General features: G+C 63.5%; 25 protein-coding genes, 1 tRNA gene and 1 other RNA gene. 17 read left to right on the top strand and 10 right to left on the bottom strand.

Annotated features, from left to right (window positions below):
- Positions 1-106 precede the first annotated feature (106 nt).
- Entirely contained in the window at positions 107-256 is a 150-nt protein-coding gene (locus tag C495_RS17865; protein ID WP_161605566.1) for a hypothetical protein, read from the top strand.
- Positions 257-550: 294 nt separating this feature from the next.
- On the opposite strand, the gene ffs is transcribed toward C495_RS17865, so the two are convergent.
- Positions 551-862: signal recognition particle sRNA (gene ffs / locus C495_RS17315), an RNA gene on the bottom strand.
- A gap of 271 nt (positions 863-1133) precedes the next feature.
- Here ffs and C495_RS12205 point away from each other — a divergent pair.
- On the top strand, positions 1134-1463 hold the full coding sequence (locus C495_RS12205) for a DUF5798 family protein (RefSeq protein ID WP_008163327.1): 330 nt from the start codon (positions 1134-1136) through the stop codon (positions 1461-1463).
- A gap of 98 nt (positions 1464-1561) precedes the next feature.
- Here the strand turns inward: C495_RS12205 and C495_RS12210 are convergent, their stop codons facing one another.
- The 3 genes from C495_RS12210 to C495_RS12220 form a co-directional block, all read right to left on the bottom strand.
- Positions 1562-2194, bottom strand: coding sequence for an RAD55 family ATPase (locus C495_RS12210; protein WP_008163328.1), 633 nt, complete (start codon positions 2192-2194; stop codon positions 1562-1564).
- A gap of 174 nt (positions 2195-2368) precedes the next feature.
- The gene (locus C495_RS12215; RefSeq protein WP_008163330.1) at positions 2369-3223 is read right to left on the bottom strand and encodes a geranylgeranylglycerol-phosphate geranylgeranyltransferase; all 855 of its coding nucleotides are present in this window, start codon (positions 3221-3223) and stop codon (positions 2369-2371) included.
- 135 nt (positions 3224-3358) lie between these two features.
- Positions 3359-3544, bottom strand: coding sequence for a DUF7511 domain-containing protein (locus C495_RS12220; protein WP_008163331.1), 186 nt, complete (start codon positions 3542-3544; stop codon positions 3359-3361).
- 168 nt (positions 3545-3712) lie between these two features.
- On the opposite strand from C495_RS12220, the gene C495_RS12225 reads away from it, so the two are divergent.
- Positions 3713-3787, top strand: a tRNA-Arg gene (locus C495_RS12225).
- A 333-nt stretch (positions 3788-4120) separates the two neighbouring features.
- Here the strand turns inward: C495_RS12225 and C495_RS12230 are convergent.
- The 4 genes from C495_RS12230 to C495_RS12245 all read right to left on the bottom strand — a co-directional run bounded on the left by C495_RS12230 (position 4121) and on the right by C495_RS12245 (position 6338).
- Complete coding sequence (locus C495_RS12230; protein WP_008163333.1) at positions 4121-4921, bottom strand: beta-ketoacyl-ACP reductase; 801 nt, start codon at positions 4919-4921, stop codon at positions 4121-4123.
- Positions 4918-5505, bottom strand: coding sequence for an HTH domain-containing protein (locus C495_RS12235; RefSeq protein ID WP_049890334.1), 588 nt, complete (start codon positions 5503-5505; stop codon positions 4918-4920). The genes C495_RS12230 and C495_RS12235 overlap by 4 nt, the downstream gene beginning before the upstream one ends.
- Positions 5492-5707: a MarR family transcriptional regulator gene (locus tag C495_RS12240; protein WP_394295666.1), complete on the bottom strand. Its 216-nt coding sequence runs from the start codon at positions 5705-5707 to the stop codon at positions 5492-5494. Before C495_RS12240 ends, C495_RS12235 begins: the two co-directional genes overlap by 14 nt.
- Before the next feature lie 331 nt (positions 5708-6038).
- Entirely contained in the window at positions 6039-6338 is a 300-nt protein-coding gene (locus tag C495_RS12245) for a DUF7111 family protein (protein WP_008163338.1), read from the bottom strand.
- 124 nt (positions 6339-6462) lie between these two features.
- Here C495_RS12245 and C495_RS12250 point away from each other — a divergent pair, with 124 nt between their 5' ends.
- The 5 genes from C495_RS12250 to C495_RS17670 all read left to right on the top strand — a co-directional run bounded on the left by C495_RS12250 (position 6463) and on the right by C495_RS17670 (position 9508).
- Positions 6463-7383 (top strand): DUF3267 domain-containing protein, encoded by a 921-nt coding sequence (locus C495_RS12250; RefSeq protein ID WP_049890336.1) that lies wholly within the window; start codon positions 6463-6465, stop codon positions 7381-7383.
- Positions 7384-7430: 47 nt separating this feature from the next.
- A complete protein-coding gene (locus C495_RS12255; protein WP_008163341.1) occupies positions 7431-7730 on the top strand; it encodes a PadR family transcriptional regulator in 300 nt (99 codons plus the stop codon).
- A gap of 145 nt (positions 7731-7875) precedes the next feature.
- On the top strand, positions 7876-8922 hold the full coding sequence (locus C495_RS12260; RefSeq protein ID WP_008163342.1) for a phytoene/squalene synthase family protein: 1047 nt from the start codon (positions 7876-7878) through the stop codon (positions 8920-8922).
- Positions 8923-9009: 87 nt separating this feature from the next.
- Positions 9010-9303: a hypothetical protein gene (locus C495_RS12265; protein WP_049890335.1), complete on the top strand. Its 294-nt coding sequence runs from the start codon at positions 9010-9012 to the stop codon at positions 9301-9303.
- A 52-nt stretch (positions 9304-9355) separates the two neighbouring features.
- On the top strand, positions 9356-9508 hold the full coding sequence (locus C495_RS17670) for an AbrB/MazE/SpoVT family DNA-binding domain-containing protein (protein ID WP_008163345.1): 153 nt from the start codon (positions 9356-9358) through the stop codon (positions 9506-9508).
- A gap of 18 nt (positions 9509-9526) precedes the next feature.
- On the opposite strand, the gene C495_RS12270 is transcribed toward C495_RS17670, so the two are convergent.
- Both C495_RS12270 and C495_RS12275 read right to left on the bottom strand, forming a co-directional pair.
- Positions 9527-10126 carry a nucleotidyltransferase family protein gene (locus C495_RS12270; RefSeq protein ID WP_008163347.1) on the bottom strand — a complete coding sequence of 200 codons (600 nt, stop codon included), beginning with the start codon at positions 10124-10126 and terminating at the stop codon, positions 9527-9529.
- Positions 10123-11352 carry a molybdopterin molybdotransferase MoeA gene (locus C495_RS12275; protein ID WP_008163348.1) on the bottom strand — a complete coding sequence of 410 codons (1230 nt, stop codon included), beginning with the start codon at positions 11350-11352 and terminating at the stop codon, positions 10123-10125. The genes C495_RS12270 and C495_RS12275 overlap by 4 nt, the downstream gene beginning before the upstream one ends.
- 160 nt (positions 11353-11512) lie before the next feature.
- On the opposite strand from C495_RS12275, the gene C495_RS12280 reads away from it, so the two are divergent.
- The 9 genes from C495_RS12280 to C495_RS12320 are packed head-to-tail and all read left to right on the top strand — an operon-like array spanning position 11513 to position 21723.
- Positions 11513-12109 (top strand): CoxG family protein, encoded by a 597-nt coding sequence (locus tag C495_RS12280; RefSeq protein ID WP_008163350.1) that lies wholly within the window; start codon positions 11513-11515, stop codon positions 12107-12109.
- Positions 12106-12993, top strand: a complete 888-nt coding sequence (locus C495_RS12285; protein WP_008163352.1) for an FAD binding domain-containing protein — start codon at positions 12106-12108, stop codon at positions 12991-12993. The genes C495_RS12280 and C495_RS12285 overlap by 4 nt, the downstream gene beginning before the upstream one ends.
- The gene (locus C495_RS12290) at positions 12990-13610 is read left to right on the top strand and encodes a (2Fe-2S)-binding protein (RefSeq protein ID WP_008163354.1); all 621 of its coding nucleotides are present in this window, start codon (positions 12990-12992) and stop codon (positions 13608-13610) included. Before C495_RS12285 ends, C495_RS12290 begins: the two co-directional genes overlap by 4 nt.
- A complete protein-coding gene (locus tag C495_RS12295) occupies positions 13607-16090 on the top strand; it encodes an aerobic carbon-monoxide dehydrogenase large subunit (protein WP_008163357.1) in 2484 nt (827 codons plus the stop codon). The genes C495_RS12290 and C495_RS12295 overlap by 4 nt, the downstream gene beginning before the upstream one ends.
- Positions 16091-16120: 30 nt before the next feature.
- Positions 16121-17251, top strand: coding sequence for an XdhC family protein (locus tag C495_RS12300; RefSeq protein WP_008163359.1), 1131 nt, complete (start codon positions 16121-16123; stop codon positions 17249-17251).
- Complete coding sequence (locus C495_RS12305; RefSeq protein ID WP_008163361.1) at positions 17248-18213, top strand: AAA family ATPase; 966 nt, start codon at positions 17248-17250, stop codon at positions 18211-18213. The genes C495_RS12300 and C495_RS12305 overlap by 4 nt, the downstream gene beginning before the upstream one ends.
- Positions 18210-19643, top strand: a complete 1434-nt coding sequence (locus C495_RS12310) for a vWA domain-containing protein (protein WP_008163362.1) — start codon at positions 18210-18212, stop codon at positions 19641-19643. The genes C495_RS12305 and C495_RS12310 overlap by 4 nt, the downstream gene beginning before the upstream one ends.
- Entirely contained in the window at positions 19640-20569 is a 930-nt protein-coding gene (locus C495_RS12315) for a Rossmann-like domain-containing protein (protein ID WP_008163365.1), read from the top strand. Before C495_RS12310 ends, C495_RS12315 begins: the two co-directional genes overlap by 4 nt.
- Positions 20566-21723: an XdhC family protein gene (locus C495_RS12320; protein WP_008163366.1), complete on the top strand. Its 1158-nt coding sequence runs from the start codon at positions 20566-20568 to the stop codon at positions 21721-21723. Before C495_RS12315 ends, C495_RS12320 begins: the two co-directional genes overlap by 4 nt.
- Positions 21724-21728: the final 5 nt, after the last annotated feature.

Raw genomic sequence — 21728 nt, forward strand, 5'->3', positions numbered from 1 at the left:
TTTTGTGACTTCGCTTGTGACAGAACACAACTAGAGTTGTACTACAGCAAGCTAAATTGGAAACAATTATAACATAACGACGAGACGGTTGTGACGACGCTTCACCATGGAACCAATACTCCTACACCACGTCAGTCACGGAACGCTACTCGGAATCACTGCCCTCGTCGGCACGCTCAGCTTTGCTGGCGGGATGAGTTTTGCAAAACGCCAGGCACAACAGCGGACGAACAACACCTCGACGCTCGAGGAGTAATACGACTACAAGTCCCCTCGAGCGGTGCCCGTAGGATCGACTCGAAATCCACACCCACACCAACACCTAGTCGATACCGCGGGATCGGACCACACCGGTGGGGTTGCAAGCGCCCTCATCGACCTGTCCACTCGAGGCGATGGTTCTGTCACTGGACACGCAGGCTGAGCACCGTTGCTCGTCAGATCCAACAGTCGACGAGCGTCGCTCATCGGACTCGAGTGAGTACTGTCGGTGCTCGAGCGCGACACGCCGCGCTCGGAGTACTGACTGTCCACGAGTAAAATCGGTATGAATGTGGAAGCCGCGATTGCCCGGCGTTCCGATCGGAGGAATCCCGGTTGCCTTCTCCACCCCGCGACCCGTCGAGCGACAGGTGTCCGGCGGTCCACTGCTCGCTTCCGCGCCTGATGGGCTGTCACCAGCTAACCACGATGGGACGTCCCTGCGGACGGCCATCGTGGACCGCTGTCCCCGACGGACGAGGCTTCTATGTTGGCTCCCGGGGCTCCGGCCGGTCTGACCGGACGCCCACGGTGTTCGGTCCCCGCTGATGACCATAGCGCGGGTAACGAGCAGGGCCAAACTGCCCGACCTATCCACTCGACTGTACGAGGGTGCAACTTAAGGGCCTTTCGCCTCTCGATCGCTCGAGCGTCTGCGGAACCGACAGCAGTGAGCGGGACGGTCGCTCGAGGAGAGACGAAAAGAGACGGGAAATCGCTCGTGTTTCAGTGGCTCTAAGTAGCCACTGAAAGTCAATGCACACCGCATCGCACGACAGCTGTGCGATGCGTGTGTAAATCGTTTCAGTTGTTACTATATATACAAGCGAGAGAGGAAAAGGCCCATTATCCAGCCACCACATCTCGTACCTATGGGACTTGGCAGCACTGCAAAGAAGATTCAGAGCCTCTCCGACCGCGCCGAAGCGATGTACAAACAGGTACAACAGCTCCAACAGCGGATTATCGGGCTCGAAGAGGAGATGGACGAGACCCACGAGACGGTCAACCGAATGGACCATCAGCTCACAGAACAGCGTGCCCTCTTGCTTGCGATCGCTGAAGAACAGGGACTCGATGGCGAAGAGATCCTCGCAGAGGCAGCAATCGACGAGGCAGAACTCGAGGCCGAGAGCGAAGCGAGCGACGAAGACGCCGACGCTGCCACCGACTCCGAGACAGACGAGATGACAGCCGAGTAAGCTCGCGCTGTCGTGGTGTCTCGTACCAACGGAACCGAGGTCAGCGACGAGCGTCGTCTCGAGTGAGAATCAGTACGCTGCCTGTGGGAGGCCCACAGTCAGGTCGAGAATCCGGCCGTCCGGATCTGTGGCCCGTTGTCGTCACTGCCTTCTGAGAGTTCGATAACGGCGTCGAACAGCTGTTTGAGCGTGTTCATCGTCTGGTCGTCGTGTGACGTCGAGTCGATGATATAGACACCCATCGCGTCTGCACTCTGAATGCGTCCGGTAAAGACGTGGAGAAACCGGAACACAGTCTGGAGATCCGAGTACATGAGCAGCGTCGAAACGGAGTACAACAGGACCCGATTCTCGGTCACGCCACGTCCTTCATAAAACTCCTGGAGAAACTCGGAGAGTTTGATCCCGATGCCGGTCATATCGACGGGTGACGAAGCGTACTTGATCCGCGGGTCTTCCTCGATGGAGCCGATCCCGCGCTGTTTGGTCACACAGTCGACGACACCGATATGTGGCTCAACGCCGGGGGTGACCGAGTCGGTAATCGACCCGAGAACCTTGTTGGCGCTGTCTTTGGTCGTCACGACGATTGCGCCGTCACCGCGGTTGGCACCGCTCGCGAGGATATCGAACGCCATCCGGCGTTTCCCTGTCAGTGGCGGGCCTGCGATGAGCAGGTTCGTCCCGGGATCGATTTCGGTGTCCGGTAGGACATCTGCGAGGTCATACATACCAGATACTCACATTCCCCTGCAGCCATACCGATGCTGCTGCGACGTACGTTGGCTACTCTAGCGTGTAGTATGAAACTACGGCAACCAGCTTATATTACTTTTGATTGTGCAGCTACCAACAATAGCAATTACCAGCAACAACACACCTGTTTGGTCCGGAATAGATCCGGGTTAGAGAGCCGCTGGGACGATGACTGAGAGCCGACCGATAATAAACGCCAGCGCAGCGAGAAACATGCCATACTTGAGGTGTGACTGGCCAGCCGTCGGATCGTCGAAACTCTCGAGCGCCGCATATAGCATCACTGCGTCCGCGGGAATCACCACCAGAAGGTACGCACTCCCGAAATACTCGAGGAAGTACGGGACCGGACTCGCGATGACACCTACGACGAGTAGTCCAGCCGCGACCTGGAGCGCACGTCGCTCGCCGATCGCGATCGGGAGCGTGTTCAACCCCTCCTCACGGTCGCCCGTGATGTCTTCGACGTCCTTGATGATCTCTCGAGTCAGCGTCGCAATCGCCGAGAGAACGAACAACACGACGGCGGGACCCACGTTTCCCACAGCCGCAGCCCCAAAGAGAAAGGTACTCCCGACGAGATAGGCGACGAGCGCGTTCCCTACCCCGGGCAGTCCCTTGAAGAACTCAGTGTACGCCACCAGCGCAATGAGATTGATCGCTGCAATAGCGATGGCGACCACCGGAAGCGTGATGGCGAGGGCAACAGCACCGACGAAGAGCACGAGACTAAAGCCGAGCGCGCCGCGTGGACTCACCGCTCCACGAGGGATCGCCCGTTCGGGCTGGTTGATCCGGTCGATCTCTCGATCGAAATAGTCGTTGATCGCGTTCCCGGCACCGACTGCACACCCTGTCGCAACGATCGCTGCGATCACCGCAAGCGGCTCGGCAGTGACACCACCGGCAACGAACGCCCCAATAAACGTCAAGACACTCGCTGCAACCACGTTTATCGGCCGCGTCAACTCGAGCAACCCACGAATCGTCTCACCCGCTGTCATGCACGGGAGTGCTCAGTCGGGCTGGTTAAACGGTCCGGTCCACAGTCAGAACGCATCCCGAGACGGGGCTACTCGACGAACGAGAAACGGCGATCGCGCGTGGAGCGACCAGACCTCCGCGAGAACTGTCCGGCGTTAGCGCCACGCCTCGAGATCACAGAGCGTATCGGCATCGACCGAGAGCCACCTAGAGACCCGCTCGTCGCCGGTGGCATCGGCGGGGACGGCAGTCCAGACCTCGTTTTCGTCGTCGGTGAGCAACTCGAGCGGTGCATCTACAGACCAGCTATCGTCGGAAACCGGGGTCTCGTTCACCGTCATTGACATCCATGCGTTGGACACACATCATAAAGACCCCGTGTGATAATTTTCACCGACTGAGAAGTGGAAACCGATGGAACCACTCGAGGGACGTGTGGTGTGCTGGATAGTGTCGAAAGCGCTCCGAATCGAGTGACTTATACCGGGTGGCAAGAAACGTGATGATGAGGGCGCTTAGCTCAGTCTGGACAGAGTGCTTGGCTTCGGACCAAGTTGCCACGGGTTCAAATCCTGTAGCGCCCACTCGCAAACGGCTCGGTTCTCAACCAATACTACTTCCTCCGGACAGCGTTCGCTATCCGTTGTTTCGGCACTTTCGTCCGTTTCACAGACGGTGGTAGAATCTGATCCCAACGGGCAACGGGTTGCGCCCCTGTTACGTCGCGCGATTCTCGTCACAAACTGGGGGTGGTCGGTGTGACGAGCTCGCTTCAGTCGTCAGTCGATGGCTCGCCGATTGCCGACCCGTGCTGGCGATCGGCGGGCAGTGACTCCAGGAAACCGCATCAAACAACGAGCGGCTCGAGTCAGAGCGAACTCACACATCGACGACACCGTCCGGAGAGCGACCGGACGTTAGAGGTCGATGCCGCCGTTGACGTCGATCACTTCGCCGGTGATGTAGCCGGACTGCTCGCTCGCGAGATACTGGACGAGACTGGCGATTTCCTCAACAGTTGCGAAGCGCTCGAGCGGGATGTCTGCGCGCAGGTCGTCCTGAATCCCGTCCGGGATGGCGTCGACCATCTCCGTGCGCGTAAAGCCGGGGGCGATACAGTTCGCCGTCGTGCCGGTGCCCGCCAACTCGAGGGCGAGCGAGCGGGTAAAGCCGAAGAGGCCGCTTTTGGCCGCGGCGTAGTTGGCCTGGCCGACGTTGCCCTGTTTGCCGATCACGCTCGAGATGTTGATGATTCGGCCGGCATCGACGGCCTCGAAGTCGTCATAAAACGCTTTGGTGCAGTTGAACGTCCCGTGGAGCGAAACGTCGAAGACGCGATGCCACTCGTCGGCGCTCATGTTGGCGAACGTACAGTCGGATGTGATCCCGGCGTTGTTGACCAGCACGTCGATCGGACCGAACTCGTCGTGAACGGCGTCGCTCATCGCGTCGACGGCGGCTCGGTCAGTGACGTCGGCCCGAGCCGGATGGCCTGTGCCGTCGGCGTCGCTGTCGGTGATCGCGTCGGCGACTGCCTGTGCTTCGGCCTCCGAGGAGCGGTAGTTGATGATGACGGTCGCACCGTAGCGGCCCAGTTCACGAGCGATGCCACGGCCGATTCCGCGAGAGGCACCGGTCACCAGACACGTCCGTCCCGAAAGCGGTTGTCGTGGCGGCAGTTCCAACGCGGCCGGTTTCGTGGGCGTCACTGTGCTCATTGGTGGCTCTCCAGTCGCGTTGGCTGCTCGGCCGACAGACGCCGGGTAGCGGTCGGTTCAACCGTAGACAGCCAGTCGTCGACGGTGTACGTCCGTTCGTCGCCGGTCTGTGGCTGTTCCGTATACGGAAGTACACCGCGGAGTGTCTCGTCGGCCGTCTCATCGTCGGTCTCGTAGATCGCAAGTGAGACGAACGGAACCCGCAGTTGCTCACGCGGCTCGTCACAGCCGAGTCCAAACGGCGTCTGCTGAATCTCGCGACGACGGAACGCCGGCTCGAGTGAGTGACCATGTCGTGCAGCCCAGCGCTCGAACTCACCGACGAGGTCGGCGCGTGTTTCCGGACGGGCATCGGCTGTCGGTGTCGGCTCGACGGTGTGACACGCCGGTGGCCAGTGCGTAGTCCGATAGCTGTCGATCCGCCCGGCCTCGGCGAGTCGCTGTAGCCGGTCGACGACATCGTTGATCGTTCCGGTGACGGTCGGCGGAACCGTCGATCGCACGTAGCAGTCGATTCGAAGAGAGGCCTCCGAGTCGAGATCAACGGTCGGCGACGCCGTCACAGGCGCGTTATTGGCTGGCATAGCCACCCTCCGTCCGTCGTGCAAATCCGCTCGAGACGAGTGACTCGAGGACGGACAGTAGCGTCAGTTTCGGGAGCGCTAACAGGTCCTGAAGTTCCGTCACGGTCGCTTCCTCCATCACACGGAGGGAGAGATAGACGAGTTTGGTCTGCGGTGCCGTGAGATCGTCTGGAACAGAGAACTGTTGTGTGTTCGTGGACATCATCCATGGCAGATGGCAACAAACGGTCATATAAATTTGACCGAGGTATGTACACAAACGACATAGAATGCACGAAGGCAATACGACCAACGGGTAGTATCACTGAGCAGTACTATGAAGTAGTAGATTGGTTTAATACACAGTATTATCGTCAGAAAGCGGGGGTAGTGTGAGGAGCCAGCGCTGGAGTGGTCGAAATACCACCGGGTTCGCCACGAATGTCGTGGCCGTTACAGTAGCCACTGCAGTCATTGTAGACCTGATCGCAGACGACACGGATCAGTCGATGTCACCGTGCTAACGTGGTGTCTACTGCCCGTAGCTGTCGACGCTACATACCCAAATCTTCGGCAGCGGTCGGGATCGGCAGTTCGTGCTGGGAGACCCCCAGCAACTCCGCGGCGTGATCTAAGGCCATCTCGAACCCGTAGTACCGCTCGAGTTCGTCGCCGTCGGCTGTCGGGCGAACCTTCAACATCGCGTACCCGTCACGATTCTGGGCGATTGTGGCGGTGGTCCCGGCTCGCGCCGCCCCCTCGCCGGTCGCCGCAAACTCGAGGAGGCGTTCGGTCTCGGTTTCGTCGTAGTTCGCCGTGATGCCGTTGGCCTCGGCCGTTCGGTCGTCGGTCATGGCCGATACTCACGGATCGATGACCGGGAAGCTATCGATTCCGGCATGCCACGAGTGTCACAGCACTGTCGACCTCGAGGCCGGAACCGATACCGATTTTTTCGTTCCTCGAGAGGGTATGGTCGTGGGCCAGACGGAGTCACGGAGGACGGCACGACAGATCGCGACGTTTCGCCAGACTCGGTCAGTTGCGATCCAGTGGCTCGTCGCCGCCGTGGTCGGCTGGTTCGCCTTCGCCTACGCGTTCGGATACGTCCTCGCCGTGATTCGAGGAACCACGTTCGAACCGATCGTTATCTCACCGTTCGCGCCATCGGCTGTCGCCGGGTGGCTCGTGATCTCGGGTGTGCTGATCGCGCTCGTCGTCGTGTTTCATGAACTGCTACACGGCGTATTCATGGCCCGCTACGGCGGCACCCCGGCATACGGTGTCGGCGTCTCGCATTTCCTCTTCCCGTACGCCTACGCGAGGACCCAGACTGCAAGCTACACGCGAAACCAGTTGCTCGTTGCCCTGCTGGCACCGTTCGTGGGCATCACGTCCGTCGGTCTTGGAGTGATGGCCGTCTATCCGACACCGTTATTGATCGTCCCGCTTGCGGCCAACGCCGCCGGCTCGATCGGTGACCTCTGGATGGCTGCCGTCCTCGTGCAGTATCCCGCCGACGTTCGCGTCGCGCCCCTTCCCGATACCGACGTACAGGGCTTTGGCATCTACGGCTCGAGCGATCACGATCACAGCCGCCTTCCGGGAGCACGCCTCATCTCGACGGTCGTCGCCGGGGCGGTCGGCACGCTCTCGACGCTCTCGATTGCAGTTCTCGGCTGGGTGCTGGTCTCGCTCGCCGTCGGCTCGGGGACCGTCGTGATCGGCGACCCGAGCAGCAGCTGGCTCCTCTTTCGGCACGAGCGCCACGCGAGCGGTGCCGTCTCGCTCGAGATCGGTGCGACGCTGGTACTCGGCGTCGCGATGCTCGGTGGCCTCGTCTGGACGCTCCTCCTCGAGGGGTATCGAGTCCTCGCGACAGCGACTGCGTCGTCGTGACGGGGAGAAACCGTAACGCTCGAGCGGCCTCCAGACCAAGTCGTCGTATGAGCAAGTGGCTCCAGAGCGGCCGCCGCCGCGACATTTGTGTGTTGCTTGCCGGCGCAGCCGACGGCGAACTGCGCGGGCAGCAGCTGAAATCGCGCCTCGAGTCTCACTACGACGACCACCTCGAGCCGAAGGCGTTCTACGGCTCGCTGTCGGCGCTGGTCGAGTCGGGCTTCGTCGAGAAACGAACGGACGGGATACACGACGTGTACGCGCTCACGGACGGTGGCGAACAACGGCTTCGAGACCACGCCGAATGGGTACAGACGGCTCTCGATCGTCCCGACTTTGGACAGTGAATTGACAGGTCTCGGAACCAATGGGCAACGGGTGAACCGTTTACTGGACGACGGAACCGCGACCGCGGTGTGACCGCCCGGAAATGGAATATCCCGCCGGGACCGGGGTATTTTTCCGGGATGGGAACAAAGCGAAAACGAGTAGATGACCACGGGCCAGCCCGAATTCACAACTGACGCCGATCTGGAGTGGTGTTATGACGCGGTTCACGGCGTCTCGCGGACTTTCTCGATCACTATCGATCGGCTCGAGGAGCCGATGGCGAGACACATCTGTATCGGATACCTCCTCTGTCGTGTCGCAGACACGATCGAAGACGCGGGACACATCCCGCCGGACACACAGACCGAGTTGCTCACGACGTACGACCAGTTACTCGATCCGGAAACGGACCAGTCGGTCTCGGCGTTTATGGACGACCTCGAGCCATGGATTCCTGACGAGCGCTCTGAGGATTGGAACGTCGTCGCCGAGACGCCACGCGTACTGCGAACGTTCGAATCACTCGACGAAGAGCCACGGGAGATCATGCGCGAGCCCGTCCGGGAACTCGTCGATGGGATGGCGATGTTCACGAGCCGCTATGCCGACGAAGGCGGACTGCGCCTGCAGACGCTCGAGGAACTCGAGGAGTACTGCTGGTACGCTGCAGGCACCGTCGGGACGCTCATCACGGGGCTGGTCGCCCGGGGGGCCTCCCCGAACCGTGCCGAAGAGATGCGGGAGAACGCCCGCTCGTTTGCGCTGTTGTTACAACTGGTCAACATCGCCAAAGACGTCGAGTCGGATTACCACGACGAGAACAACGTCTATCTGCCAGCCGAATGGCTCGAGGCGGAAGACGTCGACGTTGAGCAGGTCACCGACGCGGACAACCACGGCGGCGTGACGAACGTCATCAAACGCGTCACCGGACGGGCAGAGACCTATCTCGACGACGCCCATCGCTATCTCGAAGTCGTCCCCGAGACCCACGGCAACCGACTCTCGGCGTGGGCGATTCCGTATCTGCTTGCGGTCGGAACGATGCGTGAACTCCGCGAGCGGCCGGAAGACGTCATCCGTGAGGGCGATGTCAAGGTCTCTCGGTCGGAAGTGTACGCCCTCCTCCAGACGTTCGAAGGGGACGTCTCACGGTCGACGCTCGCCGACCTCCGCAAGGAGATGGCGGAGAAACCGCTCCATCAGTGATCGATCCGTTCGTTGTTTTTCACCGACAGATCAGCACGAGACGACGGTCGTCAGAAACTATAACATCGCTCCGTTCGACTACCCCTCATGTGTCGGGAAACGAAGCGTGAACCCGCATGGGTGTCAGCCATCCGGCTGGCATTTCTGCGGGGACAGGTCACCGTCGACGGCGTAATGGACGAGGCAAACCTCCCCGCCGGATACGAACGGACCGTTCGAGACGTCCTGTCGACGATGGCCGACCGGCGACTCCTCGAGCCGGTCGGCGAGACCGGTGAGCGGTACGTTCCGGGGCCGGTCCTCATCGAATCCGGCCGCTTCGACCTCGACTACTCCAAGGCGTCCGACGGCGGTGCCCATCGGTGGCACTCGAGCGGCTGAGACGGGTTCCATAGCGTAAACTATGTATTGACTACGACAGTACACTGTGGCAATGGGTACGCTTACGGATACGAAGATTTCCTCGAAGAACTTGACAACCGTGCCGAAACCGGTCCGGAACTTCCTCGATGTCGGTGCGGGCGACCGAGTCGAGTGGCACGTCGAAGACGGACAGATCGTCGTCAGAAAACGCGACGACGAGTAGTCCCGACGACGCGATTGATTAGAGATCGTCGGGAACGTCGATATCGCGACGAACGCCAGCGTCGTCGACCTCGATGAGCGCACTCGAGTCACTCTCGAGGAAGATTTCCCGACCCCCGATGTCGCCGTCGACGTCAGTGAGCGCGTCGAAAAAGCGCGCATCGAACACCACCGGGTTGCCGCGGTCCCCATCGAACGCCGCGGCGAGGGCCTCGCCAGCGCCGGCGGCGTACGCCGACACGAGCGTCTCGATCGTCTCGGGTGCGACGAAGGGCATATCGCCGAGCGCGACGAGGACGGCATCGACGTCGCCGCGATCGCAGACGGCCTCGATGCCGGCCCGAAGCGACGACGCCTGCCCGGTGTCGTAGGCCTCGTTGACGACTGGGTCGACCGCCAGCCCCTCGAGTGCGGCCTGCACACGATCGGCCTCGTGGCCGAGGACGACGACGACCGGGTCGACGCTGCTGTGAACGAGCGTTCGGGCGGCGTGACGGACGATTGGCTCTCCCTCGAGCGTCGCCAGCAGTTTGTTCTCACCGCCGTAGCGGCTGCTCGTGCCGGCGGCGAGGATCACCCCGGCGACGGCTGGCTCGTCGGTGGGCTCGCGCTTGTTCATCGCTCCAGCACGGGGTACGGCACGACTCGGACCTGTTCGTCGGCGGCGACGCCGTCCGTCGTGATGACGACCCCATCGGCCTGACTCGCGCGCGTACTCGAGGAGAGCACGCTCGGATCGAACGTCTCCTCGTAGACCGACAGCGGCGAGTCGACGTGGCCCAGTGGCATCGCGACGCCGTCCTCGAGCGTGACGGGGATGCCGTAGGTGAAGCCGGCAGTGGAAATATCGACGTTTCGAGCCATCCGCGCGGCGACGGTCGGCAGCGCCGTCTCGCCGGTAAAGAACGGGCGGGCGACGAGCGCCGTTACCAGATGGGCACCGATGGGTTTGCCCGGAATGGCAAACGCCACGGCGTCGTGGTCGGGCAGTTCCGCGACCGCGATGGGTTTTCCCGGTCGGAGTCGCACCCGGTGGAACAGCACGTCGCCGAGGGCATCGAGCGAACGGATGACGTAATCTTTGTCGCCGACGCTGGTGCCGCCGGTCGTGATGACGACGTCGTACGCGTCGGCCAACTCGGCGATCCGTTCTTCGACCCGGTCGTCGATGTCGGGAACCGATCCCTCGTACGTCGCCTCGTGACCCCACGAGCGCACGAGGCCGGCGAGCATCGGCGAGTCGAGGTCTCGGTGGCGACCTTCGTGGATCTCCGTCCCGGTCGCCAGCAGACCGACCGAGAGACGCTCGGTGACGGGAACCGTCTCGATTTCGAGGTCGCCGAGCAACAGCGCGTCCTTCGCGCCGAGTCGCTCGCCCGCATCGAACAGCCTTTCGCCCTCCGCGACGTTACTCCCGCGCTCGTAGACGTACGTTCCGGGCTCGAGGTCGGGGCCCGTGAGCTGGCCGTTTTCGACCGTCGCCTCCTCGCGTTTGAGCACCGCGTTCGCCGACGGCGGCAGCGGCGAGCCGGTGGCGATCCGAACCGCCGTACCGCCCTCGAGTGGGGCTGGCTCGTCTTCGGGAAACACCGGCGTCTCGACGACCTCGAGGGGGTATTCGTCGGTCGCATCGAACGCGAAGCCGTCCATCGTCGCGTGGCTCTGAACGGGGACGTCGACCGGGGCCGAAATCGGTTCGGCGAGGGTTCGCCCGGCGAGGTCGTCGAGGGGGACGTGCGCCGTCTCGAGTCGTGACAGCCACGCCGTTCGGAGCGCCCGAACGCGGTCGACAGCCGCATCGACGTCGATCAGATCGGCACCTCCATGTGAGTCAATACCTGTCATTTTAAAACCCTATTTTCAGATATGATATTCGAGAAACACTAATGTTTATTTGTGTGCTATGGGAAATCATAGAGTGTGGTAAATAGTATGCACATAGTGCAGGGTTATAAAAGATGAGATCGATCGAGACACAGCCACGGCGGCGACGAAACGGGTGGGTATGATGGAGTTCAGTGGCGAATTCGAACTCGAGGACGTCCCGCCGGAGAAAGCGTGGGTCGTGCTCTCAGACCCCATTGCCGTCCGAAACGCGCTGAAGGGCTGTCAGTACATCACGCCGATGGACGACGACTTCGGTTTCGACGACTACGAACCCGAAGAGGACGTCGAAACACTGCCCGAAGCCGACCCGGAAGACGTCGCCGCACGCGCGTTTAAAGAAGGGCAGGAGTACGCGGCGTTGATGCAAGTCGGCGTCGGCAGCGTCAAGCCCCGCTTCGAGACCTCAGTAACGATCGACGAACGCGACCACGACGACTTCATCATGACCGCAACCGGCAGCGGCACCGCAAGCGGGAGCAGCTTCAGCATGGAGTCGGGGATGCAGATCCACTCGCTCGAGGACGGCGAGGGGTCGCGCATCGAGTGGTGGACCGAGGCCGACATCTCGGGTCGGATCGCCCAGCTCGGCTCGCGGGTGATCAAGCCCGTCGCGAACAAGATCGTGGGCAACTTCTTCAGTAACATCGAACAACAGATGTCAGACGTCGAAGAGACGGATTCGAGCATCACGGATCGAATCCGCGGGATGTTATGAAACCAGCACAGTTCGAACAGCACGAACCCAAGACCGTCGAAGAGGCTGTCAGCCTGCTCGAGAGCTTAGACGACCGGGCGATCCTCTCCGGCGGACAGAGTATGGTCCCGATGCTCCGGTTCCGGCTTGCGGTGCCGGAGACGATCATCGATATCAACCGCATCGAGAGCCTCGACTACCTCGAGGAAGACGACGGCTGGCTCAAAATCGGCGCGCTCGCCCGTCACGCGGACGTCGAACACTCCAAACTGGTCGCCGAGAACTACGGGAGCTTCGCCGACACGGCACCGCTGGTCGCGGACCCACAGATTCGAAACCGGGGGACAGTCGCGGGCTCTATCGCACAGGCGGACCCGAAAGGCGACTGGGGCAGCGTCTTACTCGCCCACGAGGGCGAGGTCGTCGCACAGGGGCCCGACGGCGAGCGAGTGATTCCGGCTGATGAGTTCTTCTTGCTGCCGTACGATACGACTCTCGACGAGAACGAACTCCTCACCGAAATTCGGGTACCGACACCCGCGCCTCGAGAGGGCAGCGCCTATCACAAACTGAAACGGAAGGTGGGCGACTACGCGATGGCCGGCTCGGCCGCACGGCTCGTCCTCGACGACGAGGGCCGGATCGAGCAGGCCGGCATCGGGCTGACCGCTGTCGACATCACGAACGTCCGGGCGACCGACGCCGAGGAGCACCTCGAGGGCGAACGGCCGAGCAGCGAGCTGTTCAAACGTGCTGGCGAGTTGGCAGCCGAACAGTCGAACCCGGAATCCGACGAACACGGTGACGCGGGCTACAAAGAACGAATGGTAAACGTCCTCACCCAGCGCGCACTCGGCGACGCCGCCGAACGCGCCGGACTCGTCAAACGGAGGGTATCACAGTGACGAACACACGAGAGATCACGCTGACGGTCAACGGCACTGAACACACGATCGACGTCGAACCGCGCCAACTGCTGGTGCACGCGATCAGGGAGGAGTTGGACATGACCGGCACGCACATCGGCTGTGACACCGGCAACTGCGGGGCCTGTACAGTCCTCAAAGACGGGGAGCCAGTCAAGTCCTGTCTCATGTTCGCGACGCAAGCCGACGGGAGCGACCTCATGACCGTCGAAGGGATGGAGGAACTGCCCGAAGCGCGCGGTGACTTGCATCCGCTGCAGGAAGGCTTCCGCGAGGAACACGGCCTGCAGTGTGGCTACTGTACGCCCGGCATGCTGATGTCCGGGAAGGCGTTGCTCGACGAGAACCCGGACCCGAGCGAGGCGGAGATCCGCGAGGCAATCAGCGGCAACCTCTGTCGGTGTACCGGCTACCAGAACATCGTGCGCTCGATTGAGTACGCCGCGGAGGAACTCGAGGAGGTCGCGGCTGCCGACGGCGGCACGACCGCGGCATCGACGTTCGACGGCGAGTTCGACTGCGGCGCAGCGAACTGCTGTGGCGGCCCGTCGACCGATCGCGATCACGACGCCACCGAAGGCGGTGAACACAGATGAGCAGTGATTCAGAGCGGTTCGCGGAGGCGGAAGACGGCGGCCCCCAGCCCGAAAAACACTGCGGCCACGGCCGCGGCGGGATGGGCGAGGACGTCAAACGAAAGGAAGACCAGCGCTTCATCACGGGGCGTGGCAACTACGTCGACGACATCAAGAAGCCGGACATGCTTCACTGCGAGATCGTTCGCAGTCCACACGCCCACGCCCGCATCGAGAACATCGACAAATCTCGAGCGCTGGACGTCGACGGCGTCGTCGCCGTCCTCACCGCGGACGACTTGCGCGAGTACGATCTCGCGACGATGCCGACGCTGATGGCCGACACCCAGGACGTCCTTGTCAACGACAAAGTCAAGTTCCAGTCCCAGGAGGTCGCCGCCGTCATCGCGACCGATCGGTACACGGCCAAAGACGGCGCACAGAAGGTCGTCGTCGACTACGACGTACTCGAGCCGGTCGTCGACGCCGAGGAGTCACTCGAGGACGACGCACCGCTGATCAGAGACGACATCGAGGGCCAAGAAGACAACCACTGTCTCGACTGGGAGACGGGTGACGAGGAGGCCACCGCCGAGGTCTTCGAGGAGGCCGACGTCACGGTCAAAGAGCAGATGCTCTACCAGCGCCTGCATCCCGCGCCGATCGAGACCTGTGGCGCACTCGGCGACTACGACCCCGGCAAGGACAAGCTGACCGTCCACATGACCTCGCAGGCACCCCACATCCACCGAACCCTGTTCGCACAGGTCTCGGGCATCCCCGAACACAAGATCCGGATCGTCAGCCCGGACGTTGGAGGTGGCTTTGGCAACAAGGTGCCGATCTATCCCGGCTACGTCGTCGCCGCCGCAGCGTCGTACGTCTTAGAACAGCCAGTGAAGTGGGTCGAAGAACGCTCGGAGAACATCCAGTCGACCGGCTTCGCCCGTGACTACGACATGACGGGCGAACTTGCCGCGACCGACGACGGCGAGATTCTGGCGGTTCGAACCGACGTGCTCGCAGACCACGGCGCGTACAATGCCGTCGCCCAGCCGTCGAAGTTCCCCGCCGGGTTCTTCAACATCTTCACGGGGTCGTACGATATCGACACGGCATATGGCTCGCTGACCGCGGCCTACACCAACACCGCACCCGGCGGCGTCGCCTACCGGTGTTCGTTCCGCGTCACGGAAGCCGTCTACCTCATCGAGCGGATGGTGAAAGTCCTCGCGGACGAACTCGGGATGGACCCCGCCGAGATCCGCCGGAAGAACTTCATCCAGCCCGAGCAGTTCCCCTACGAGAGTCCGACCGGGTGGAACTACGACTCGGGTGACTACGAGGGGGCACTGGACAAAGCCCTCGAGATGGCCGACTACGACCACTACCGCGAGGAACAACAGCGCCGGATCGACGAGGACGCCGACACACTGCTCGGCATCGGGATCTCCTCGTTCACCGAAGTCGTCGGCGCTGGCCCCGGCAAGACCTGCGACATCGCGGGCGTCGAGATGTTCGACTCCGCCGAGATCCGGGTCCACCCGACCGGCAACGCGACGGTTCGGGTCGGCGTCCAGACGCAGGGACAGGGTCACGAGACCACGTTCGCCCAGATCGTCGCCGAGGAACTCGGCATGGACGTCGACGACATCACCGTCGAACACGGCGACACCGACACCGATCCGTACGGCCTCGGGACCTACGGCTCCCGAAGTACGCCCGTCGCCGGCGCGGCGGCCGCCGTCGCCTCGCGCAAAGTGCGCGAGAAGGCCAAAGCCATCGCCGCGAACGAACTCGAGGCCGCCGAAGAAGACATCACCTGGGACCGAGAAACTGGCGAGTTCCACGTCGCTGGCGCACCGGATCGATCGATCACGATCACCGAGATCGCCGCTGGCGCGTACATGAACCATCCCTCGAGCGAAGAGCCGGGCCTCGAGGCGGTCAACTACTACGACCCACCGGAAATGACGTATCCGTTCGGCTCCTACATCGTCGTCGTGGAAGTCGACCGCGAGACCGGCGAGGTCGAGTTCGAGAAGTTCGTCGCCGTCGACGACTGTGGCAACCGCATCAACCCGATGATCATCGAGGGCCAGATCCACGGCGGACTCGCCCAGGGAATCGGGACGGCGATGTTAGAGCACGTCACCTTCGACGACAACGGCAACGTCACCGGCGGTGACTTCATGAACTATCTGCTGCCGACGTCGATGGAGATCCCGAACTTCGAGACGGGCCACACCGTGACGCCGTCGCCCCACCACCCGATCGGGGCGAAAGGGGTCGGCGAGTCGCCAACGGTTGGCTCGCCGCCGGCGATCGTCAACGCTGTCGTCGACGCGATGAGCCATGCCGGCATCACCCACGTCGAGATGCCGATGACGCCCGACACCGTCTGGGAGAAACTCGACGAAGCGGGGCTCTCGACCGACCCCGCCGACTACGTCTCCCTCGAGTTCGAGGACCAATCGAGCGACACCACGGCTGACGACTGATCAGATCGTGCTCACAGACCACCCACCGACATGACACCAGACACCGCATCCGACGCCGACCTCGCGGCGCGCGAGCGAGCGCTGCAAGCGCGTGAGGAACCGTACGCACAGGCGACCGTCGTCCGCCGTGAGCCACCAGTGTCAGCAACCGTCGGCGATCGGGCGCTCGTGACCGCCGACGGCGAGTTACACGGCTGGATCGGCGGCGTCTCCTGTGCACAATCGCGGGTGGCCGACGAGGCCCAGTCGGCTATCGCCGACGGCGAGCCACGACTGATCGGCATCGCCCCCGATCCCGACGCGATCGATCGGCCCGGCCTCGAGGCGTTCCCGATGCAGTGTCACAGTCAGGGCACCCTCGAGGTGTTCATCGACCCCGTGCGTCCGGCGACACGACTGCTCGTCGTGGGTGGATCACCGATCGCCCACTCGCTGGTCAGGCTGGCAAGCGAACTTGACGTCGAGGTAGTGCTCGTCGATCCCGACGGAGCCGACGCCGATATCCCGACGGAGACGACCGTTTTGACGACGCTCGAGTCCGACGAGATCGTCGAGGCAGTCGGCAGCGGGCCGCTCGTCGCCATCGCTTCGATGGGCGAGTACGACGCCCGCGGCGTCGTCGCCGGCATCCGCGCTGGAGCACCGTACATCGGCCTCGTAGCCAGTGAGACGCGGGCCGCAGAGACCGTCGACCACGTTGCCGGACTCCTCGAGGAAGCGCCGGACACCGTGCGCGACGCGGTCACGAGCCCGGCGGGGATCGACATCTCGGCCTCGAGCGCACCGGAGATCGCGACGAGCCTGCTCGCCGAACTGGTCGAGGTTCGAGCGACCACCAGTGGGGTGGCGGCCTCGAGCGGGCTGGCTACCCACACGGCTGCCAGCAACGCCTGCGATGCAGACACTGCCGACACCAGCGAGTCGGCGACGGAGACAGCCTCGTGCTGTGGCGGCGGCGAGCGCCCATCGACAACAGAAGCGAGTGACGAGTCGGCCGTCGATCCCGTCTGTGGGATGACGGTCGACCCGGACGAGGCACCGCAGATCACCCACCAGAAGACGACCTACTACTTCTGTTGTCACGGCTGTGCCGACGCCTTTCGAACCGAGCCCGACGAGTATCTCGAGGAATCCACGACCGAAACGATGAACTCAGTATGACAGGGGAGACGCCGGAGCTCGCCGTCGAGGCGATCGACGAGGCGACATTGCGCGAGCGATTCGAGGCCCAACACTACGTCGCGGACGACCGCGTGGTCACGACCGTCCAGCTCGCGTTACAGCTCGGCCGGCCGCTGCTCGTCGAGGGCGAACCCGGCAGCGGAAAGACCGAACTGGGGAAAGTCCTCGCCGACGGGTTCGAGACGGAACTGATCCGCCTCCAGTGTTACGAAGGACTGACTGCCGAAAACGCGCTCTACGAGTGGAACTACACGAAACAGCTGCTTGCCGTCCAGTCGAACGAGGGAACAGTCACCGCCGACTCCGCGGACGCTGGGGGGACTCGATCCGTCTTCGACGACGAGTATCTGCTCGAGCGGCCGCTGTTGCGTGCGCTGACGGCTGGTGGCGATCGATCACCGATCTTGCTGATCGACGAGATCGACCGCGCCGATGAGGCGTTCGAGGCGTTCTTGCTCGAGTTGCTGTCGGAGTATCAGGTGTCGATTCCGGAACTCGGGACGATCCGCGCGGAGAACCCGCCGATCGTCATCCTCACGTCGAACCGAACTCGCGGGCTCAGCGACGCACTCAAGCGGCGCTGTCTGTATCTCCACGTCGAGCCGCCGTCGTTCGAGACGGAGTACGAGATCGTCTCGCGCAAAGTGCCCGAACTCGATGCAGCGATCGCAGCCGAAGTCTGTGCCGTCGTCGAACGCCTCCGCGAGGAGTCGTTCCTCAAACGGCCGGGTGTCGCCGAGACACTCGACTGGGCGCGGGCGGTGGCGACGCTGCGAGCCAACGGCAGCGACGAGCCGTTGTCGACCGACGAGATCGAACGGACGATCGGCTGTCTGCTCAAGGAGGTCGAAGACGTCACCCGCGTCGACACCGCGTTGCTCGAACAGCTCCATGCGGCCGCCGCCGCGGCCGACGACCGACTCGAGTCCGCCGAGACATGACGCCACGCGAGCACGCCTCTGAGAACGCCACCGAATCAGATCGGCCTCGAGGCGACCGTGGCGGGCTCGACCAGCCGACGGGACTCCACACCGTCCCCGACTTCGAGGCTGCACGCACGCACGTCCTGACGGAACTCGTGCGATTTACCGACGAGCTCCGACAGGCTGGTGTCGACGTGCCGGCGACGGGCACGCTCGAGGGGGCACGAGCGCTCGCCGTCGTCGGGTTTGCCGACCGCGAGCCCGCTGGCGACGCACTGCGAGCGGCGTTGCTCTCCGAGGCAGCCGACCGCGAGGCGTTCGACGAGGCGTTTCCACCCTTTTGGCACCGGCTTCGAACAGGCATCGACCGAATCGCAACCCACGAGGGGACGAGCACGTCGGATGACGACGAGCCGGAACCAGCGGGGTCCGTCGCGCTCGAGGGAGAGGCGTCCGAACTGCTCTCGGAGACGGAGCCGCCGTCGCTCGAGGGCGACGACGGCGACGGCTCGGAGCGCGCCGAGGTTCGACTGCAGACCGGCCGTCGCCACGCCACGGGCGAACGCCCGATCGACGAGGATGAGGACGGCGACGCCGTGCGGCGGTATAGCGCCGTTGGCGGGCGCGAACGGGTGGCCGCAACGCCGGCATCGCTGACGGACGCCGAGCGTGACGCCATCGATCGGTTCGTGAACGCACTGGCGACCGTCCCCGGCCGACGGACCCAGCAGGCCACCGCCGGCGAGCGAATCGACGCGCGACGAGCGCTCCGGTCGAGTCTCGGAACTGGCGGGACGCCGATGGACCTCCCGACTCGAGACCCAGTCCCGAGCGAGCTACACTGCTGTCTGCTGATCGACGTCAGCGGCTCCGTGCTGGATACGGTCGACCGCGATACACTCCTTGCCGTTGCCGAACGGCTCCAGACCGTTGCCCGTCGGAGTTCGGTCTTCCTGTTCGATACCGACCTCGTCGACGCGACCGAGCAGTTCGAACGCGCTGGCGGTGATCCCGCCGCGGCCCTTCGTGCGGCCGAAATTTCTTGGGGCGGCGGCACGCAGATCGGCGACGCATTTGAAACGCTGCGGCGACAGCACCGCGACGCGGTGGATCGCCGGACTGTCGTCATCGTCATCAGCGATGGGCTCGACGTCGGCGAGCAGTCGGTCCTCGAGGAACAGATCACGTGGCTTGCTCGCCGGGCCGCGGCGGTGCTCTGGCTCAACCCGCTCGCCGTCGCGTCGACGTACGAGCCACGAACGCGGGGGATGGAAACCTGTCTGCCGTACGTCGACGGCCTCTTTGGCTTCGCTGAGCCGACCGATCTGGCCGAGATCGCCCGCCAACTCGAGCGCCGTGGACTCGACGGCCCGATCGGCTACGAGTACGATCCACGCCGACAGCAGCCGGCAGAACCCACGCCCAAAAGCGGGGAAGGCCACGAATGAGCGCTCCGATCCTCCCCACCGTCGTCGACCGACTCCGCGAGCGCGGAGCCACTGACGAGGCGACGGTAGCACAGATCACGATCGGGCGATCGACGCTCATGGTCGAACTGGCCGGCGTGGATGGCCGCGCCGATGATGGGGAGCGCGAAAAGCGACGGACCGCCGGCCTCGCCCACCGCCCGCTGGGGGACGAGCCGTCGACGGCCGATCTCGACCTCGAGACGCTGCTCGAGTGGGCGACCCAGCCGCCCGCCGATTCGATGCCGGATCGCGATGCCGGATCGATGTCGGACGCCACGACGCTCGAGGTCGCCCTCGGCGTCGCCGCCGTCAACGCGCTGTCGGTCCCGTTCCTCGAGTGGCAGACGGGCGACCCGATGGCACTGCTTGACTCAGACGTCGACACGATCGCGACCGTCGGACTCTTTCGGCCCGCATTTCGGAAGTTTTCCGGCGTCGACGTGCGCGTGGTCGAACGCAAACCCGTCGGCGACGTCTCGACGCCCGACGGCGTCACTGTCACGACCTACCGGCCGGCCGACGCGGCCGCCGCGATGGCGGGTGCCGAGGTCGTTTTCATCACTGGTTCGACGTTCGTCTACGGCGGCCTCGAGCAATACCTCGAGGCCGCCCCGGAGACGGCGACGGTCGTCGTGATCGGGGCGACTGCGTCCATGCTTCCGGAGCCGGCGTTTACGGCCGGTGTGACGGTCGTCGCCGGCGCGTCGGTCACCGATCCCAGTCGAGTTCGCGAGGCGATCCGCGCCGATGCGTGCGGAACTGAGTTACACGAGGCTGGCGTAGAGAAAGTATACACAGTGACTGATCGTCCCACCGGTGTCGGTCGGAGGCTACAGCTGTCACGCGCGGACTCACCGGACCGAGACGAACCGAACGACGACCGATCAAAAAGACCCAACCGATGACACGAAACAACTGGAGTGTACCGGAGACCGAAGTACTACAGCGCGTCCACGAGCGACTCGAGGGCGACGGCGCGGACGTCCTCGCGACGATCGTCGACGTCGAAGGCAACGCCTACCGTCGACCGGGGGCGAAGATGCTCCTCGACGAAGCGGGCGAGGGCGTCGGCGCGATTACGGCCGGCTGTCTCGAGGACGATCTGCTCGCGGCAGCCGAGTCAGTCCGCGAGCACGGCCAGCCGGAACTGCTCACGTACGATCTGATGGACGACGAAGACGACGTCTGGGGACTCGGCGTCGGCTGCAACGGGATCATCGACGTCCTGCTCGAGCCCCTGACCGAGACGTATCGGCCAGCGATCGAGGCGTTTGCCGACGGCCGAGACGTCGCCGTCCTCACCGTACTCGAGGGTGGCGACGGCCCACTGAGCCGTGGCGATCGAGTGTACTACCACCCGGAGGATGGGGAGTTGACGACGCCGGACGGAGAGCCAGCAACGGCGTGGCCCGAGACCCTCGCTGCCCCCGCCGCGTCCCTCGCCGAGCGCGGTCGAGCCGACATCGTCGAGCTCACCGAGCAGGGACAGGACCTCGAGGTGTTCATCGACGGGCTGGCCGCGCCGACGGAGCTGGTCGTCTTCGGCTCCGGCCACGACGTGGGGCCGGTCACCGAACTGGCGGCGAAAAACGATTTCCGCGTGACTGTCGTCGGCTTTCGGGGGAGTGTCGACCTCGAGGAGCGGTTCCCCGACGCCGACGAGACGCTGACGACCTCGCCGGCAGCCGTCGACGACGACCTCACCCTCGACGAGCGAACCTACGCGGTCGTGATGACGCACAACTTCATCGACGATCGCCTGACGGTCGAGCAGTTGCTTGATTCGTCGGCTGCGTACATCGGCCTGATGGGACCACACGACCGCTTCGAGAAGATGCTCACGGAGTTCGACGAGGAAGGCCGAACGTTCGACGAGGAGGCGCTGTCGTCGCTGTACACCCCGATCGGCCTCGATCTCGGCGGGGGGTCGCCGTACCAGATCGCCCACAGCATCGTCGCGGAGGTGTTGGCGGTCTCGAACGACCGAGCGCCACAACATCTGAAAGCCCGCGAGGGCCACATCCACGACCGCATCACTGTCGACTCCCCGACACAGTAACGTCT

Origin of the sequence: Natronorubrum sulfidifaciens JCM 14089 (assembly GCF_000337735.1) — an archaeon.
Classification (GTDB): Archaea; Halobacteriota; Halobacteria; order Halobacteriales; family Natrialbaceae; genus Natronorubrum; species Natronorubrum sulfidifaciens.

Excerpts from the sequence above, each read along its gene's own strand:
- C495_RS17865 (WP_161605566.1), top strand. The coding sequence starts at position 107 with ATGGAACCAATACTCCTACACCACGTCAGTCACGGAACGCTACTCGGA.
- C495_RS12205 (WP_008163327.1), top strand. The coding sequence starts at position 1,134 with ATGGGACTTGGCAGCACTGCAAAGAAGATTCAGAGCCTCTCCGACCGC.
- C495_RS12210 (WP_008163328.1), bottom strand. The coding sequence starts at position 2,194 with ATGTATGACCTCGCAGATGTCCTACCGGACACCGAAATCGATCCCGGG.
- C495_RS12215 (WP_008163330.1), bottom strand. The coding sequence starts at position 3,223 with ATGACAGCGGGTGAGACGATTCGTGGGTTGCTCGAGTTGACGCGGCCG.
- C495_RS12220 (WP_008163331.1), bottom strand. The coding sequence starts at position 3,544 with ATGACGGTGAACGAGACCCCGGTTTCCGACGATAGCTGGTCTGTAGAT.
- C495_RS12230 (WP_008163333.1), bottom strand. The coding sequence starts at position 4,921 with ATGAGCACAGTGACGCCCACGAAACCGGCCGCGTTGGAACTGCCGCCA.
- C495_RS12235 (WP_049890334.1), bottom strand. The coding sequence starts at position 5,505 with ATGCCAGCCAATAACGCGCCTGTGACGGCGTCGCCGACCGTTGATCTC.
- C495_RS12240 (WP_394295666.1), bottom strand. The coding sequence starts at position 5,707 with ATGTCCACGAACACACAACAGTTCTCTGTTCCAGACGATCTCACGGCA.
- C495_RS12245 (WP_008163338.1), bottom strand. The coding sequence starts at position 6,338 with ATGACCGACGACCGAACGGCCGAGGCCAACGGCATCACGGCGAACTAC.
- C495_RS12255 (WP_008163341.1), top strand. The coding sequence starts at position 7,431 with ATGAGCAAGTGGCTCCAGAGCGGCCGCCGCCGCGACATTTGTGTGTTG.
- C495_RS12260 (WP_008163342.1), top strand. The coding sequence starts at position 7,876 with ATGACCACGGGCCAGCCCGAATTCACAACTGACGCCGATCTGGAGTGG.
- C495_RS12265 (WP_049890335.1), top strand. The coding sequence starts at position 9,010 with ATGTGTCGGGAAACGAAGCGTGAACCCGCATGGGTGTCAGCCATCCGG.
- C495_RS17670 (WP_008163345.1), top strand. The coding sequence starts at position 9,356 with ATGGGTACGCTTACGGATACGAAGATTTCCTCGAAGAACTTGACAACC.
- C495_RS12270 (WP_008163347.1), bottom strand. The coding sequence starts at position 10,126 with ATGAACAAGCGCGAGCCCACCGACGAGCCAGCCGTCGCCGGGGTGATC.
- C495_RS12275 (WP_008163348.1), bottom strand. The coding sequence starts at position 11,352 with ATGACAGGTATTGACTCACATGGAGGTGCCGATCTGATCGACGTCGAT.
- C495_RS12280 (WP_008163350.1), top strand. The coding sequence starts at position 11,513 with ATGATGGAGTTCAGTGGCGAATTCGAACTCGAGGACGTCCCGCCGGAG.
- C495_RS12285 (WP_008163352.1), top strand. The coding sequence starts at position 12,106 with ATGAAACCAGCACAGTTCGAACAGCACGAACCCAAGACCGTCGAAGAG.
- C495_RS12295 (WP_008163357.1), top strand. The coding sequence starts at position 13,607 with ATGAGCAGTGATTCAGAGCGGTTCGCGGAGGCGGAAGACGGCGGCCCC.
- C495_RS12300 (WP_008163359.1), top strand. The coding sequence starts at position 16,121 with ATGACACCAGACACCGCATCCGACGCCGACCTCGCGGCGCGCGAGCGA.
- C495_RS12305 (WP_008163361.1), top strand. The coding sequence starts at position 17,248 with ATGACAGGGGAGACGCCGGAGCTCGCCGTCGAGGCGATCGACGAGGCG.
- C495_RS12310 (WP_008163362.1), top strand. The coding sequence starts at position 18,210 with ATGACGCCACGCGAGCACGCCTCTGAGAACGCCACCGAATCAGATCGG.
- C495_RS12315 (WP_008163365.1), top strand. The coding sequence starts at position 19,640 with ATGAGCGCTCCGATCCTCCCCACCGTCGTCGACCGACTCCGCGAGCGC.
- C495_RS12320 (WP_008163366.1), top strand. The coding sequence starts at position 20,566 with ATGACACGAAACAACTGGAGTGTACCGGAGACCGAAGTACTACAGCGC.